Origin of the sequence: Candidatus Methanoperedens nitratireducens (genome assembly GCF_900196725.1) — an archaeon.
GTDB lineage: Archaea > Halobacteriota > Methanosarcinia > Methanosarcinales > Methanoperedenaceae > Methanoperedens > Methanoperedens nitroreducens_A.
The window spans coordinates 31,942-49,303 of sequence record NZ_FZMP01000090.1; the positions used below are offsets into that span (position 1 = coordinate 31,942).

Sequence of the window (17,362 nt, forward strand, 5' to 3'; positions counted from 1 at the left end):
CAATCTTGAGACTGCTGATAGCGTTCTTGAGATAACTGATAGCAATCTCAAAAACGCTTCTATCTTATATCTATTCAAGTCTTAAATTATTTTATTGATGACAAAGCTGAGGCGCATAGTTCTGAACGGATTAGATACTTCTGAAAAACTCAGGGTCATAGGCAAATACGCCAGGCTTCTTATCGAGTACGGCAAGAGAGACCCGCAGGTAAGGGAACTGGCAGTAAGAACCGCAAGCAATTGCAGAGGAAAAGATGCCCTATGCGAAGTTAAATCACTTCATGCCTATGTCAGAGATAATATCCGGTACATCAAGGATATAGCGAATGTTGAGCGTTTCGCCACTCCTCAGCGAACTTTATTTTTGGAAAAAGCAGGCGATTGCGATGATTCCAGCATCGCCCTAAGTGCTCTCCTTGAAAGCATCGGGTATGAAACAAGGCTTGTTCTGGTTGACCCACAACTAACAGGAAAATTCTCTCATGTGATAGCGCAAGTCCTCCTTGATGATGAATGGCATTGGATGGAGACGACCAGAAAAGTCCCTTTTGACTGGAGGCCACCGTTTACGATTTCTTATGTAGTTGATAAAAATTCAGCAGGAGACGAAGTAATGAAGGAACTGGATGATTTGTTTAATATGGGAAGCAGCAGCCTCGGAGAAACTGGACGTGGACGTTCCCAGGGCAGGGGCAGAAAAATAGGCTGGAATAAAGACTGGAATACAAAAACAAGAACTGGAAAAATTTCTGCCGAATTAATGAACAGGAAAAAGCAAATGCGTGACCTCGTTTTAAATCGGGTGAGGTCAGGTCAGATCAGCAGAGACCAGGCAACCACAGCCATAAGAAGGCTTGGAGAGGTTAATGACCTCGGAGAACTTGAAGAACTGGGATGGAGTTTGCCGAAACTCTCTATTCCGAAAATCTCCATTCCCAAGATCTCCCTGCCGGTATGGAGACCTCCGCCACCGCCTCCCAAACCTGTATCTACACCACCGAAAACTGCACCTGTAATAAACCGCATCGTGAGCGCAGCAACTCAGGCGAGGAACATTGTGACTGCTGTACAAAAGAAAGCAATACAGACAGTATCCGCACCCACAAAACCCCTGCTCAGTGCTATCGCAAAGAAAGCAGATCAGACAAGAACTACACTTGTAAAGAAGGCACAGACTGCCTTAGCGACCCAGCAAAAGATCACAGAGCAGAAAAAGGCTGATGCAAAGAACATCCTGCAAAATAAGTGGAACACCGTGCAGGACTTGATAAAGAAGGGGGGCATCACTGCACAGCAGGCAAAGCAGGTACAGGAAAAGCTCAGACAGCAGGCTACGACTGCTGCCGAGAAACTGAAAGCCGATCACCAACAGAAGAATGCCCTGATACTTGCACAGGAAGCCAAGAAGGAAAAAGAGATTGCTGCAAAGCAGGTCGAACTTGTAAAGACAGTCTCAAAAGAACCGATAGAGAAAGTCACATCAGAATATGATCCTTATCGTGGTAATTGGGTGCGCTCCGAGGAAGGCGACATAATCAGACCAGGAGGGGAACGGGGATATTGGAGCAAGGAACCTCCAAGACCTGAGTTCAGGTTAGAGCGCAGGCTGAAACTTGCTAAGGAGAAGCAGGAGAGCCAGCCGTCAGAACCGGCAGCACCCCAGACAGCACCCGAACCTGTATACACAGAACCAGCACCTTCCTATATAGAACCCGCATCGCAATTCACACCTGAGCCTGAGCAACCGTCATTCTGGGAGCCTGAGCCCGCCCCAGAACCCGAACCGCAGCCAGAGCCAGATCCACAGGCAGAAACCTATAGCGAGCCGGCCCCAGAGCAAGAATCCGTAACCGAACCTGCATCTGAGGAGTTCTATCAAGAGTATTCAGAGGAGGGAGGGGATGGATCATTGGACTTTGAGATGGGAGGTCTTGGCAGTGCAGGTCTTGGGATATGGGAATTGGGTGCAACTGCAACCAAGAAAAAGAAAAAGAAGGTCAGTAAGACAACTGCCAAGCCGGTCAGTAAGGTCAAAAAGACGGTAATTAAGCCATCTGTTTTACTGAAAGCAAAGCCAGGCGAGACCCAGGCTCAAAAGAATCTGAGATTGAAGCAGAACACTGCAATTCTCAGAGCGAAATCCCAGACGACTAAGCGACAGGTGGCTGAAAAGGAAGGCACCTGGCAAGATAAACTCATCAAAGCAGGTGCGATCCTGGGAGGTCTGGCAATCGGGGGATGGATTGTCAAGGACGTTATCATTGCTAAAGTTACCAAAAGGTGAGGTAAGATATGTCGGCACTAAATGATAAAATAAAAGAAATAAATTCGTTGTATGCAAAAGCAATGTTTTTACTTGCCTCTAACAGGCAGAAATTGCTTGCGCTGCAACCTAAGCTCAGAACCCAGGAGCAGAAAGCGAGATTCCAGAAACTTGTAGATGCTCAGAAATCTCATGAAAACATACTTGCAAGCAAGATCAAGCCTACAATGGAGAAATTGAGAAAAGCCTTAGCCTTGACTAAACAGGTCGTCTCAAAGGTGAAAAATGCAGGGGCAGCCGTGAAACAGAAGTTTGTTTCAACTGCTCAGAGCATATGGAGCAAGGTAAAGGGAAAAGTTGGACTTAAAGGACTAAGAGGCATCGATGGCATTGATGACCTCGGAGTAGCACCGATAATTGCAGCCGGTCTAATTGCAGCCGGTCTATTTACAGCACTCGGATACCTGATTTCACTTGCTCAGGGCCAGGCTGAATCAATCGATGCCCTCAATCAGTACATTGAGGAGCAGGCGCAGGCTCAACCAGCAGAGGAATACTACGAAGAACCCACCGATGAGTACACCGAAACAACTGAGACTGAGGAGGAGTTCTAACATGGAGTTCGATTTAGATACAGGATACATGATAGTAGCTGCAATAGTAACAGTTGCATCAGTGCTACTTGGATTAAAATGGCAGCTTGCGAAGAAGAAACTGAGCCAGGTGAGGGTACTTATCGATAAAGTAGATGATGCACTTTATGACGACAATATCAGTGAGCAGGAGTTCAGGGACATTGTAAAAACTCTTGTTGATCTGGTAGGCGAGACCGAAACCGAACAGTTGATCAATGGACTGAAAGCGAGAGTCGGAAGTTAAAGGAGGCACATTAAATATGCCCCAGACATGCCCGCACTGTGGGAAGCCCTTGACCCAGGGAATAGTCACAGAGAATTACGAAGCATTCTATACCTGTGACTGCGAAGGAGCAAAAACAAAAAGGACGCTAAGAAAGAACCCTGAGCCTGATAAAAGCATAAAAGAGGCTGAACGCTACCTGCTGGAACAGACAAAAAAAACGCATGATAGATACATCGCTCTTGGTCTTGTTGAGGAAAAGTACGGAACTGATATTACCATTCAGTTAGCGAAAAAATATAGAATAGAAACATCTCTCAATAAACGTGATCCTGTGAAAAAGAATCCGTTAGCGGGAACTGATGTATGGGGTCATAAACTATTCATTGAGAACCCTACGCGGGAAGAATTGCAGGCGGTTGCTGATGCTATAGGCGTGCCGGTTGGCATTGAAAAAGACCTCAGCAAAGAGATGGAGATGTATAAGAGATTCCATCACAGGAAGCCCACTGAAATCATCAGGGTTGAGCATCCTTCGATTCCTAAATCGCTTGTAGCTCTGGGGAAGCTGGAATCCATCATATACCGCAAGTGCTCTGATAACCAGGCTTACATTCATGATTTGAAGCACGGGTTACTCTGTTCTGATAAGAAAGGCAAGCTCTGGATAGTCGGAGATAAAGCCCGAATCACAAGGCGAGGGATTGTAGGGTGAGGAATATTCCTGCAGATGACTTGATTTTGGCTGGTCTGAGCAAAATGAGGTAGCATTCAAAGAGCGAGAGGTAATAAAATGAAATGTGAAGGATATGCAACTGACGCATATGGAATATGCGAGGGAGAAGCCACTAAAAGAGTTTTGATTGGCACACTCCCCTTCCATCTCTGTGAAAAATGCTATGGCAGGCTTAGAAAAGACCTGGGTGTAAGAAAGGGTGTAAGAAAAAACCCAACTCTGATAATCGCCAGGGACGGAAGTATCCATAGAAAGGTCAGAGGCAAAAAAGCCGTACCTGTACATGCAGGTATGAAACCTGAATATATCCCTCATACAAGGGACTGTTTAAGAACCGGCAGTGACCCCTATTGCATTGCCTGTGCTGCAATTCGACAAAAAGCCAGCCTATCGAATCCCAGGGTGTTCATCGAGAATCCCACAAAGGAGGAGATACAGGAGATTGCAGACCATTTTCAGTGCCCTGTTGTGAGGATTAAACGTGCAAGGAAGAACCCAGTTATCTATGGTGAAGCAGGGGATACCGGCAACATGATCCTGCGTGATAAGCAGAAAACCCTTGAGGAGCTTCTTGGAAAAGAAGGTTATGAAAAAGAGAAGCGGGAGTTTGAGGAGCGGGTAGCAAAAAGTCAGAGCGATCCAGAGAGGCTGGCTGACCTTGACAGGCAGGAGCGGGAGTATAAGAAGCTGCTGGAAGAGCAGCAAAAAGAGCTTGAGAAGCAGACAAAGCACAGCAAAGACCTGCCATATACGTTCAGGATTGAGCAGGTAATCATGAGGAAGAAACCCAATGTCAAAATCAACTCTCCTGAAGATGTTGTCAGGCTCATGAAGAACATGGAAGATCATGACAGGGAGCATGCAGAAATTATCCATCTTGATACGAAAAATCAGGTAGTGGGTATCGAGAACATCAGTACAGGGTCAATAAATGCGTCAATAGTGCATCCCAGAGAAACCGTAAAAGGTGCTGTCTTGAATAACAGTGCTCACGTTATATTCGTTCATAATCATCCCTCAGGCAATCCAGAGCCCTCAAAAGAGGATATGGATTTGACCAAGAGATTAAAAGACGCTTTTGGTTTGCTTGGCATAGACCTCCTTGATAGCATGATTATCGGGAAGGATGGGTCTGTTTCACTGAAAGAACGGGGAGTTGTATGAGTGGACTTATTGATAATCCACAGCTTACTTTTGATGACCTACCATCAGTAGAGACCCATAAAGAGGAGTTCGGAAAAGATAAGGCCCAACCAAAAACTCCAAAGGTGATAGGGAAAAGTAAGGCTGAGGAATGGATCAAGTCTCTGAAAGAAAAACAGCAGGAAGAGAGCAAGGTCAAAGGGCAAATCTCATTAACAGGAGGAGCAAGTACTTCTCACAGGCTGACCGAGTTTGAAATAGAAAAGAAAGATAATGAAAAGGAAAAGCTGGCTTTAGCAGAATCGTTAGGGGCAAAGGCTTTTAAAGAAGGTATAATCGCTCCCGCACACAATAAAGAGTTTTTGAAGATAATAAAGGACTGCAAAGTTGGAGAAGCAAAACCGTACCTTGAAGCCTGGAATAAGGGATGGATAAGAGAGAACCTTCATGGGACTACTGAGCTTCCAAGAAAACACATCTCATATTCAGAGGCAATAAAACAACTTCCAGGTAGGAGATTGAGTTTAGAAGAGATCAAAAAGATACCCAAAAGCAGCAGGCAGGCATTAACCTCCAAATACTTAGCTGAAACCTATCATTTAAGCCCTGCTGATGTTTATAATTGGGCGATCAAGCATAACGTGGACTTAGATGAGTTCATGCTTAAAACAAAGCCTGGAACAGATGCAAGGAACTGTATTCACGTTGCGGTTTTAAGCGATAAGCCATTACCAGACATTGAAGCCATTGAAGCCAAACCTGTACATACAGAACTCAAGACCGGGAAAAAAAGCGAAGTTGATGCTTTGGTCGAGAATATCATGGAGAGGGTACGGGCATCTAAAACGGTTAAAGAAGCAGCAGACATTAACCATGAATTAAACAAGCTATCTTTCAAGTACAATATACCTCAAGAAAAGATGGATAAGGTGTATGCGCTTATCCAGGCTACAATCGATAGGCTGTACAAAGAAAAAGAACTGAAAGAATCATCGATAAGCGACCTTATAGCGAGGACCAAGGCTGCAAAGAACCGTGAGGAGCTTGATGCAGTGGGTAAAGATGTATCGGCATTCCTGGACTCCCTGCCATCCGTGACCGGCTTGAGAAGTGAAACCGATCCAGGGATGATAGTATCCAGGGCTTATAGCGAAAGGCTGCGGGAAATATCAAAAGTGCAGCCGATAACCCCAGAGGAGACCGCTAAGATGCATGCATGGGGTCATAAGGAACTGGATGCAATAAAATTCTATCGAGACCAGGAGATCAAAAAGTACCAGAAGAATATTGATTACGTCAAGAGGGAGCAGAAAGACTTTGAAGAACTCACAGCCAAGCTCAAAAAAGACCCAGAGGATAAGACCCTGAAATGGAACTGGAAACAAGCTCGAAAAACACTTGAGACCAGTCTTAGTAGGATGCCTTATTGGGAAAAGGCAATTGAGAATTACAATTCCCCTGAGTGGCTTGAGAAACATAAAGACCACTACCATGAGCAATATATCAAGGAAGTCAAGAAGGCGATCTCCACAGGTAAACCCGTTCCTGCCGATGTCATAGCGCAATACCATGAGTTTAGAAAAGCCAGGGATGCCAGGGAGCGATATGAGAAGGGTTGGAAAACATCATTTGCGAATGTGAGCGCAGCAGTCGTTGAAGGCACAAAAGAGACTGCCGGTGTCAAGGTAAAGCGTCAGGACGGCAAGCCTATCACAAAGCAGCAGATTGAAGAAATCGTTTCAGGTCTAAAAGATGTTCAAGATGTTATCGGCAACATAATTCCGGTAATGAAAACAGAGAACATCACTGTTGCTCATACAAGCGGAAAGTATCCCTTCTTATCGCAAGCGGGAGGCATGTATCATCCAACAGAGAAAACCGTTACAATGGGGATAGCCGGTACGAATGCTACCGCTCATGAAATTGCTCACTTTATTGATGACATAGCAAAAAACGAGATACCGCAGACTGGGCCAAAATACGACTTAAAACTGATAGGCGAAGCCTCAGCACGGATAAACAATTATTACGGTGTTGATAATATGCTCAGCCTGTCTCCGAAAAAGACAAAAGAGGAAAAGGAGAAGGCACGGTTATTGAGAGCGCACCTTGGGAGCTACTGGCGCAGGCAGGAAGAAATCTTTGCACGTCTGGTCGAGCAATACATAGCGTTCAAGAACCAGAAAAGCAGCACGGCGTACAATCCACTGCCGTTCTATGAGAAAACCCCTGGATGGTGGTCTCATGATGACTTCTTAAAACTGCTGCCGATGATCGAGGTTGAGTTTAAGAAAAAACTTGACCTTGCGTATAAGAAGGTCGGGATGACCTCTGCACCCGCTCCTGTACCGGTGCACGTTGCAGCAGCACCGGTTAAAAAATCTGATAAATCTGACGTAAAGCAGCCCTGGGAGATGACCCTAAAAGAGTATGTCGATATGCGCTCCGAGCACGCAGGAGGGTTTGATTTTGGCTTCCCGCAGTACCATAGAGAGCATGTCGAGGAAGCGATAAAACATGGTTTGCCAGTGCCAGAGGAAGTTCTGAAAGAGTACCCTGATCTGATGGGTCTGAGAAAGAACCCAGGAGACCTTATAGGCTCTCCTCCGAACCCGATAATGAAGCAGCAGCTATTGAGACTGTGGAAGCAGTTGTTAGGTGCTGAGGATTTAGGGGACTTTGAGACCTTCATGAAAGAAGTCTCTGACCTGACTTATCATGAAGCAAAAGAGAAGCTGATAAAGACATACGGATCGCCAAAAGGCAAGGAAGGGGATAAATCTGCAAAAGCCGAAGCTCAGGTTTGCGATTATGCGATGGAGCAGTGCAATCAGGGAGAACAAGAAGCCTGTAAGGTAGCCTGTGATGAATGCGGGATGAAGGATGCCTGCGAGAAGGTTAAACCTGCACATACAGGTATGGCAGATATAGACATGACCGGCTTAATCGTGGATAAAGGGGAGCGATCAAGCAGATTAAGAATCGCATCCGGTGCATTGAAAGGCAAAACAGCCTTCCGGTGTCCAGAATGTTTCAGGGGTCTCATTCTGACAGAGAAAGGGCTTGTATGCGGGGAACATGGACTTATCCCTCTCACAGGCAGTATCCAGGTCGGCAGGCATACTCTGGGTCATGCTCTTGACCTGCGGAAGATAGGCAAAGATAAAGAGGTCACAAAGCAGGCAAAAGAAACCTATGCATGGTTCTTGGAGGAAGCTAAGGAATCAGGGTTCAAGACCGTAAAGGAGTATTACGACTCCCTGAAAGATAAGGAGCGGGATAGCTACAAGGAATATGCCAGGCTCGGAGTAGGGCTTGAAGAAATGTTCTCTAAACCCGAAAAGCCTGGAAAACTTGAGACTGCCAAGAGCGACTATCAGGTACTAAACGACTGGCTTGATAAATCTGAAAAGGAGATAGACACACCCGAAGGCGTAGAGAAATACAAATCGGACTGGCAAACTGCTTATAAAGAAATTTATGATAGACTGCCGAAAGAACAGCAGGACGATATTTTTTCGAGACTGACCGGCTTGACGCAGTACATTTACGATAAAAAGAAAGAAGCGGAGGCTAAAAATATGAAGGAGACAGCACCGACTGAGGAAGTTAAAGAATGGGCGAAAAAGGCTCACGGCATTCAGGATTATAAAGGAATCCGAAATGATAGAATTGGGATGCTGAGGTACATACTCTATAAAGGTGAGATCGGGAATCTCAGAGACCGCAATGATGCTCTTAGCATGGCGATAGCTCTTGGGAAGGATTTGGGGTATGGTGAGCCTCCCGCATCTGGAAAATCACTTGAGCGGTACTATGCTGAAAAGATAGCCAATGAGACTGGTAAGGATGCCCCGATAATAATGGGATCATCAACTGTGACACCCGTAGTTCAAGCACTTCCAGCAGAGGAAAAGAAGAAGGAAGCGGAGACTGAGCCGGTAAAAGTAACTGAATTTGTACCCAATAAATCGCTCATCAATAAAACGCTTGCAGACAGGTCACACATGGGGACAAGTTTTGACCCTGAAAAGAGAGCAGAACAGGAGATAAGCGGGTTCGTACAGGACGTTCAGAACGTATATGACAACCTCAAGAGATATGCCAAAACCCCTGCTCAGAAAGCTCTCCTCATAGAGGAAATGCAGAAGTTCCAGGCAGGATATGCCCAGAAGTACAATGAGAAATTGGCAGCGCATGGCAGGACGATAAGCTCATTCATTACCGGTGGGTCGAAATTCCCCACAAGACGAGCAGAAAAAGCCAATGCATCTTATGATAAGAGATTCCAGGAGATGCTTGACTGGAAGGACAGAGCAGAGAAAACCATTATCAGGAAGCTCAAAGGGGAAGCGATTGAGGAAGCCGGAGGGGAAGTTCCGCTCCTTGAAAAGAAGTTAAAAGACCTTGAGAAACTTCAAGAAATGATGGTTGAAGCGAATAAAATAATACGGAAAAAGGTTGAGCTTGGGATCGAGGGAGATTCAAAACTAAAGCAGCTTGTTAGTCTTGGATTCTCAGAACAGAGGGCAAGAGAGTTATTGACGGAGGACTTTGCAGGACGCAAAGGGTTCTCATATCACCTGCAAAACAATAATCAGGAGATTCACAGGTTAAGAGACCGAATAGCACAACTGCAAAGAAAAGAAGTCACTGAGACCAGAGAATTTGAGTTTACGGATGGGCATATCCTGGATAATCAGGAAGATGATAGAGTCCAGATATTCTTTGACCAGAAGCCTTCCCAGGACATTATTTCAAAGCTGAAAGGGGAAGGATGGCATTGGTCGCCTTCAATTGGAGCGTGGCAGCGAAAGAGGACTGAGTATGCACTGATGAGCGCAAACCGGATCACAGGAGCGCAAGCTGAAACGCAGTTCGGACAGAAAGAAAAGGAGAAGACTGAGGAAAAGCCAGCAGAAAAAGAGAAGCCTAAAGAGCCTGAATACAAGAGACCTGAATACACACTTGAGCAGTGGACTGCGCTGTATGCTCCGCACCTGAATACGTGGTCATGGAATTATTATGTGAAAGGCTTTTCTTCCTGGTGGCAAAAAGTATTCGGGACATTCAATGAACTCAAAGAGTTCTTGCAGAAAGGCGAGAGCGTGTTATGGGTTCATGGCGTGAGAGGCGATGAGAAAGTTATGTGGACTCCCAAGACCCTGACTGAACCCAAACTCTTAAAACAAGTAGGTACGAGCAGGGTTAGAGGGGACACATTATATTCCCTAGAACAGCCGTATTTCAACAGCCTGGATGATAAATGGGTATGGCGAACCAATAAAGGGTTATTAAAGACCGGTGAATTGACTCCTGGCGATGTAGATGAGGCTGAACTACTGAATGCAAAGGAGTTTACCGAAGCTCAGAGAATAGAAGCCAGAATCGGGAGGGAGCTTGAGAAGTACCGCATGGATGATTATTCAAAAGCAGAGATAGGGAGTCTCTGGTTTGTGCCCGATCTTGTGAGGGATTTGATACAGGACGCTCAAAAACTTCCAAAGGCGACCTCTGAGAAGTATCTTAGCATCCTGGAAGATATGAGAGCCAGAGCGATTGCAGAGAGGAATAAACGGGAAAAAGCGGAAAAAGCAGAAAAGGAAAAGCCTGCTGCTGAGCCTGCAAAACCTGAGCCGGTTGAGGTCAAACCTGTACATACAGAGCCGAAGGCTGAGCCTGCCAAGGTCATAGTGCCAGAACTCATGTTCAAGAGTTATATTGAAAGCACCATGCTGACGACAGGAGCTTTGGCATCCCCAAAATTCCTGAGCGATGAGGTGATGGCGAAGGATATATACAAGAATATCCAGGTCTCACTTGAGGAGGCACGCCAGTTAGTTCCGAAGTTCAGGGCATTTGCCGAGAAAAGAATTGGGAAGGATCAGATAGAGTCCGTAAACCAATCATTCGGGATTGATGTTGAACAGGAAGCTCATAATCTGGGGATTGACCTTGCGGATTATGCAATTATTCCAGTAGGTGATAAAGTAGTTTTGCAGCATAAAACAATCGTCCAGAAAAAGTATGAGATAAAAGAGCCGAAAAAGCATAAGGAAGAACAGGATCGCAAGTTAAGTGAACTCACAGCGAAAAAAAAAGCTGAGAAGATTCTTAGAATTGACCTGGATAAATACGATGCCTATGAATGGGGTACACGGGTCAAACTCATCGAGAAGCAGGCAGCCAAAGGCGAAATGAAAGATGTTTTAGCCACAGGGCATCTCTCAGATGAGGACTATAATAAGGTCAAACCGTTCATCAAAGGAGTCCAGCAGCCCAGGAAGCCGTTAAAGCCTACTGCTCATTTCGTAGCGAAGCCGGATAAGTTCTTTATCTGTGCTTTTGATATTGATACCGATAAACACAGTTTCGAGGAAGTGGAAGGGAAGCCTATTACCATCAAAGGCTTTGAAGGACATGACCTGTTCCTGCATAAGACCAAGGGTGCTGCGGGTTATTCTGTTACTGAGGGCAGATCGGGAACATCTATCGTCAGAGGGATAAAGACCGAGAGAGAGGCAAAGCAGGAAGCTGAGAAAGTTCTGAATGGACTTAAAAGAATCGTTGATAAAAAGATTGCCGAGGCAATCAGGATAGGCGGTCTCTCACCCAGGTACATTGCAGTTGAGTTAAAGAGAAGGATCGAAAAGCTGGTTGAGAAATCATCTGAAAAGCCAGAGCCAAAGGTTGAAAAAGCGGTTGAAAAAGCAGTCGAGACAGTCAAGACTGAACCCAGGCCAGAACCTAAACATGAGCCAAAGCATGAGGTCAGGGTCGAACCAATACATATAGAACCGAAAAAGCCTGCCAAGGCTAAGAAACCAATCAAGAAGTTTGCTGAGAAATTCATCAAGGCCGAATTCGGTAGGGCAATTGTAAAGAAAGCAAAGGCTGGCATTATCAAGCTGACATCAGACGACTTGAAGGCTGACGTTATAATTCTAAGAGGGTGAAAGTATGGCAACTGACATTGAAATAATTGGACTTTTTATAGCTACATGGGGAATGATGATTCCCCTGTATTACCAGTTAGGGGAAATAAAAAAGAGCATCGGCTGTCCTCTCTGTAAAAAAATAATAGCTGAAAAGGACTTGAAAGAAGCGAACTCTGAGCTTAAAATGAAAGATACAAGAATCGAGTATAAACACAGGGGAGCTTAACCAAGATGAGTCAGATTACGTTACCCGATAACGTAAAACCCATACTGTCGCCGAGAAGCAGACCCACCACGCAGTACGCATTTGTTCCGGCGATGGTAAGGAATTTTTTCAAGCTCAAACCAGGAGACTTACTGAAATGGGATATAGAAGGGGATGAAATCATTATCAAGGTAATAAAGAAGGAGGAAGTACTAAATGCAATTCAAAGACGGCAGCAGAGGAAAGAAATTTGAAAGGGTACTGAAGGAAAAAGACGCTAACAGAAAGAGCGTTGAGCTGCTTTTAGGGATCTGTGGAGAATAGGTGGGAAATGGTTGAGAAATACATTTCAACACAGAACTGCACCATCAGCGAGAAAGCTTTATAAGCAAAAAACGCTAACAAGCCCTGCACTATTAAGAGGCTGTCCGATAATTAATCGAATCACTTTATAGCATCTTAAAAAATTACCTAAAATCAAGTCTATAGCTTGCGAAAATATTTCAAAACATTTATATCATACAAATATAGTTTTGAAAAACAATATGACATTCTATAAAGACCTAAAAGACCAGCAGCTATTATTGCCCCCCAATATCCGTGATCTCATCCCAAGAAATCATATCTGCTATCTGGTAGATAAGATAATTCAGAATATGGATTTAACCGATATTGAAAAAGATACGAGGGAGCAGGACACCCTGCATATCATCCGAAGATAATCCTCAAGCTGCTGATACTGGGACAGATAGACGGCATAAGGTCATCAAGAAAGATAGCAAAAAATGCGAGGGAGAACGTGGTATATATGTACCTTGCAGGACTTCTCCAGCCTGACTTCAGGACAATAGGCGACTTTCGGAAAAACAATCTTGAACTTATCAAATCATCCTTTCAGGAAGTCGTGAAATTTGCAAAAGATCTTGGAATGATATCTCTAGGTCACATATGCATCGATGGGACAAAGATAAGAGCCAATGCATCAAATTACAGTGCGATCACAAAAGATGATTTTTCAAAATTGAAGGAACTCATTGAAAGAGAACTGGAAGAAGGCATCAGGGTGGATGAGGAAGAGGATAGGATATATGGTGATAAGAACATCGATGATCTGCCTGATAACATCTTCGATAAAACGATAGCTGAAAAGCTAAAAGAGAGATACCAATCAGGGAGTAAAGAACAAAAAGAAAAAATCAAGAAACAGATTGAAAAGATTGAAAAAGAAATTGAAAAATCAGAGAGTGCCGTAAATGCTACCGACCCTGAGAGCAGGCTCATGCCGAATAACAAAAATAACAAAAAAATCTTTGAATATTCCTATAACCCCCAGATCTGGTGAAACATAAAGGTGACTTCGTTAGTATTGTAACTGAAAAGGACATAATCAACAAAGTTGTGGCGGAGGAACTCTATCCAGGAGACGTTAAAGTCAGTGAAATCATGAGCAAAGACCTGTTTACCGTCTCAAAAAATGAAAGCATAGAAGAAGCTGCAAAGTTAATGAGAAAAAAGGGTGTCAGAAGACTTGTAGTCCTTGAAGATGAGAGAATTGTTGGCATAATAACAGAAACCGACATTGCAAAGCATCTTAAGGCAATAGCTGGAGGAGCACCTTAAATTCACTGGGGGTGGAATTCACGGAATTGAAAAAACTTTAGTGCTACGACTGTGGCGATTGAATATAATCAAGAATTGTTTCATATCTGATACCCCCACATAGGGCGCAATTAAGGGTCTCTGCCTCGTTCCGTCTCTCAGTCGCTCCATCGCGCTACACTTAAAGCCCCTGTATTAACTCATGCGCCTGCATGAGAGAACGATATTTAAGAATTGTTAGGATAAAATAACAAAAATCGGTAGTGTTAATACTCCATAATGGCGAAGGTATTGATAGATACTAACCATTTATTGATCCGAGGATTGTATATGGGCAGAATTAATAATATCATCCAAATGCACATTGATGAACTTATAGAGCAAAAGCTGGCTCTTTTAACAGAGCGGGTGGAAAAACTTGAAAAAACCGTCTTGGAACTGAAATCTGAGCTCTCAGAAATACGGAAAGAACCTCCCAAGAAGAACGAAAAAGGTAAAGCAGGATTGATTTCGGATTAACTTCCCCTTGTATCCGATAACCAGAGAACTCTAATATAAACCCATTTCAGACTGTTTAAGTTCACTTCTATTTTTCTCAAGGAACTTATAAACCAGACCGTGAGCAGCCCCTTTAAGGAGCATGTCGATCCCCTTTCTTACCACCGCGTTCTGTTCAGGATATCCGATCAGCGATACGGTTTTTCCATACACGGAAATGTTCGTATTGGTCAGGTTCTCAAAAAAATCCCGTGTCTTGCCGTCACTGCCAATGATCCTTCCCTTGATGCGCTCGAGGTCTTTTTCTTCCCTGGCGATATTTGATAGATCTATTGTTTCGAACATGAGATCTTCGTTATCAAATAGCTTCAGGGCTTTCTCAGGACTGAAACCCCGGGCTATAGCATGGACAACCTCTCGTGCGCGCACTCCCTTCAGTGTGTCTCTGGGATCCTGTATCTCCACATTCCCGCTATCGCTATCGATATTGAGCGTAGCAGTTGATTTTTCCTCGATTAATTCTTTGGTACTCCCTTTCGGACCTACCAGGACCGCTATTCTCTCTAGCGGAACTTTAATGTACTCTGTCATTTTCCTCCTCTTTCTGTCTCTTTATGACTGAAATAAACTCGTCACTATTTATAAGGATGTTTAAAGCCGCTCCCTATTCCTAAATTAGCCTGCAGTCCTATAAAATTTGGCTTTTTGAGTCTCAAGATTTGCCATATCCAATTAGTTTATCTGAGTTTGTGGTGGTTACCAATTCATAGGTTCACCATTTAAATTTAACTGTTTTTCATGCTTGCAGTAAACCAGTGTAACAGTTACAACATGTGCAAGTAAAAATTATGTTAGCAAATTCTTATTCTATTGTAACCTGTTACAACAGGAATAATGGCAAAGGAGTTCATACGTGAAATCAAGGGATATCAGTACAAATATCTCACATATTGAGACAGGGTAGAAAAGAGATCAAAACAAAAGTACTTAGGAAGAGTTGATTTTGAAAAATCAGCAATTCTGAAGGTACCTAATGAAAAAGAAGCTGCTGAAGTAATAATAAAGATCGGAGGAGGTTTAATAGAACGGAAACATTTAGAAAAATGGGATAAAAGACTGAAGATTAAAGAGAATATGGATATGTTGAGGAGTCTATTTGTTGAATAATGATTTTACCTGTTGTAACAAGTTACACTGGTACGGAAAAAGTTACCAATGATTTTGAGTATGCGTTGGTAACCACCTTTGTTCTGATAACCAAAATTTATAAATGCTATTAATGCTAACATATTACATGGAGAGTAAACCGGGTGATCATTATCTAAGCCTACGTGGTAATCTCGTAAGTTTAGAATGATATAGAAACACCAAACATAGGTAAAACTGTGTGCGGAATAACTATGGAATTCGTTCCCGCCCGGGCTCGAATCCCTTTTAAGCATCCAGAGCTTTGTGATTTTCGTGTACCGGCACGGAGGTTGAAGACCAGGTCACGATCGAAATGGAGGTTATTTATGGCAGGACAATTAGCAGGACAGCCAATCTTTATTCTAAGAGAAGGCAGTCAAAGAACAAAAGGAAGAGAAGCGCAGCATAACAATATCATGGCTGCCAAGGCTGTAGCTGCAGCAGTCAGAACGACCCTGGGACCACAGGGTATGGATAAAATGCTCGTGGACGCGCTGGGGGATATCGTAATCACGAATGATGGTGCGACCATTCTCCAGACAATGGCCATCGAGCATCCGGCAGCTAAGATGATCGTGGAAGTCGCAAAGACCCAGGATGATGAGGTCGGGGATGGCACAACAACGGCAGCAGTGCTTGCAGGTGAATTCCTGAAGAATGCTGAAGAACTCTTAGAGCAGGGTGTGCATCCCACAGTCATCGCCAGCGGATACAGGCTTGCATCGGTAAAAGCAAAAGAAATCCTCAAAACCCTTGCAAAACCAGTGACCCTGGAAGATAAGGATTTATTATTAAAAATCGCTGTGACAGCGATTACCGGAAAGGGAGCTGAAGCGTCCAAGGATGTTTTCGCCATCCTTGCTGTAAATGCCATATTAGCAGTGGTTGATAAAGAGAATGGCAAATATACAGCAGATATTGAAGATATCAAAGTTGAGAAGAAAGTGGGTGGCAGTATAGAAGCATCAGAGCTGATCGAAGGCATGGTAATCGATAAGGAAAGAGTCCATACCAATATGCCAAAGAATGTCCATGATGCCAGAATACTTCTGCTAAACGAAGCCCTCGAGATCAAAAAGACAGAAGTGAAAGCCGAGATCTCAATAAAATCACCAGACCAGCTCCAGTTATTCCTTGACCAGGAAGAACAGATGTTGCACGACATGGTCAGCAAAGTGATCGATAGCGGCGCAAATGTGGTCTTTGTTGAGAAGGGAATAGATGACATTGCACAGCATTATCTTGCAAAAGCAGGCATATACGCAGCAAGGCGCGTAAAGAAAAGCGACATGGAAAAACTGGCACGCGCAACCGGCGCAAAGATACTGACAGGTCTAAAGGAAATCAGCGAGTCTGACCTTGGAAAAGCAGATCTTGTAGAAGAGAAAAAGATCGGTGAGGAGGCAATGACATATGTCACCGGGTGCCACAACCCCAAGGCAGTCTCCATTATTCTTCGCGGAGGAACCGAGCATGTTGTGGATGAAGCCGAGCGTGCGCTTCATGACGCGTTGCGTGTTGTTGGAGTTGCAATTGAGGATGAGACACTTGTAGCAGGTGGTGGTTCGCCAGAGGTTGAACTGGCGCTGCGCCTGCGAGAATACTCAGCCACATTAATAGGCAGGGAACAGCTGGCTGTCGCGAAATTTGCTGAGGCGCTTGAAATCATCCCCAGGACTCTGGCTGAAAATGCTGGTCTTGACCCCATTGATATGCTTGTGGAGATGCGAAGCCAGCATGAGAAGGGCAATAAGACAGCGGGGCTCAACGTGTTCACTGGAAAAGTCGTGGACATGTGGAAAGAAGGCGTGGTTGAGCCCCTCAGAGTAAAGACACAGGCTATCAGTTCTGCTACGGAAGCAGCCACCATGATCCTGAGGATAGATGATGTGCTTTCAAGCAAAGCCGCGCCTGCAGGAGGCATGCCACCCGGA

Annotated in this window: 14 protein-coding genes; 13 read left to right on the forward strand and 1 reads right to left on the reverse strand. The window is 44.4% G+C overall.

Going from position 1 to position 17,362, the window contains the following annotated elements:
- Positions 1-97 precede the first annotated feature (97 nt).
- The 12 genes from MNV_RS06930 (at position 98) to MNV_RS19465 (ending at position 14,261) form a co-directional block, all read left to right on the forward strand.
- Positions 98-2,284, forward strand: coding sequence for a transglutaminase domain-containing protein (locus MNV_RS06930; protein WP_096204745.1), 2,187 nt, complete (start codon positions 98-100; stop codon positions 2,282-2,284).
- An 8-nt stretch (positions 2,285-2,292) separates the two neighbouring features.
- Complete coding sequence (locus MNV_RS06935; protein WP_096204746.1) at positions 2,293-2,877, forward strand: hypothetical protein; 585 nt, start codon at positions 2,293-2,295, stop codon at positions 2,875-2,877.
- Between the two features lies 1 nt (position 2,878).
- Positions 2,879-3,142 (forward strand): hypothetical protein, encoded by a 264-nt coding sequence (locus tag MNV_RS06940; RefSeq protein WP_096204748.1) that lies wholly within the window; start codon positions 2,879-2,881, stop codon positions 3,140-3,142.
- A 16-nt stretch (positions 3,143-3,158) separates the two neighbouring features.
- Positions 3,159-3,836, forward strand: coding sequence for a hypothetical protein (locus tag MNV_RS06945; protein WP_096204750.1), 678 nt, complete (start codon positions 3,159-3,161; stop codon positions 3,834-3,836).
- Between the two features lie 78 nt (positions 3,837-3,914).
- Positions 3,915-5,021, forward strand: a complete 1,107-nt coding sequence (locus tag MNV_RS06950) for a JAB domain-containing protein (RefSeq protein WP_096204752.1) — start codon at positions 3,915-3,917, stop codon at positions 5,019-5,021.
- Positions 5,018-11,956: a hypothetical protein gene (locus MNV_RS06955; RefSeq protein ID WP_096204754.1), complete on the forward strand. Its 6,939-nt coding sequence runs from the start codon at positions 5,018-5,020 to the stop codon at positions 11,954-11,956. The genes MNV_RS06950 and MNV_RS06955 overlap by 4 nt, the downstream gene beginning before the upstream one ends.
- 4 nt (positions 11,957-11,960) lie before the next feature.
- The gene (locus tag MNV_RS06960; RefSeq protein WP_096204755.1) at positions 11,961-12,164 is read left to right on the forward strand and encodes a hypothetical protein; all 204 of its coding nucleotides are present in this window, start codon (positions 11,961-11,963) and stop codon (positions 12,162-12,164) included.
- Between the two features lie 5 nt (positions 12,165-12,169).
- A complete protein-coding gene (locus MNV_RS06965; RefSeq protein WP_096204757.1) occupies positions 12,170-12,397 on the forward strand; it encodes a hypothetical protein in 228 nt (75 codons plus the stop codon).
- Positions 12,398-12,688: 291 nt separating this feature from the next.
- Positions 12,689-12,865: a hypothetical protein gene (locus tag MNV_RS19460; RefSeq protein WP_179293849.1), complete on the forward strand. Its 177-nt coding sequence runs from the start codon at positions 12,689-12,691 to the stop codon at positions 12,863-12,865.
- A 26-nt stretch (positions 12,866-12,891) separates the two neighbouring features.
- A complete protein-coding gene (locus MNV_RS06970; RefSeq protein ID WP_256999982.1) occupies positions 12,892-13,485 on the forward strand; it encodes a transposase in 594 nt (197 codons plus the stop codon).
- Positions 13,482-13,763: a CBS domain-containing protein gene (locus MNV_RS06975; RefSeq protein ID WP_096204761.1), complete on the forward strand. Its 282-nt coding sequence runs from the start codon at positions 13,482-13,484 to the stop codon at positions 13,761-13,763. Before MNV_RS06970 ends, MNV_RS06975 begins: the two co-directional genes overlap by 4 nt.
- 309 nt (positions 13,764-14,072) lie before the next feature.
- Positions 14,073-14,261 carry a hypothetical protein gene (locus tag MNV_RS19465; protein ID WP_096204763.1) on the forward strand — a complete coding sequence of 63 codons (189 nt, stop codon included), beginning with the start codon at positions 14,073-14,075 and terminating at the stop codon, positions 14,259-14,261.
- Positions 14,262-14,291: 30 nt separating this feature from the next.
- Here the strand turns inward: MNV_RS19465 and MNV_RS06985 are convergent, their stop codons facing one another.
- The gene (locus tag MNV_RS06985; RefSeq protein ID WP_096204765.1) at positions 14,292-14,831 is read right to left on the reverse strand and encodes a KH domain-containing protein; all 540 of its coding nucleotides are present in this window, start codon (positions 14,829-14,831) and stop codon (positions 14,292-14,294) included.
- A 923-nt stretch (positions 14,832-15,754) separates the two neighbouring features.
- Here MNV_RS06985 and thsB point away from each other — a divergent pair.
- A partial coding sequence (gene thsB / locus MNV_RS06990) for a thermosome subunit beta (RefSeq protein ID WP_096204767.1) occupies positions 15,755-17,362 on the forward strand: 1,608 nt, incomplete at its 3' end.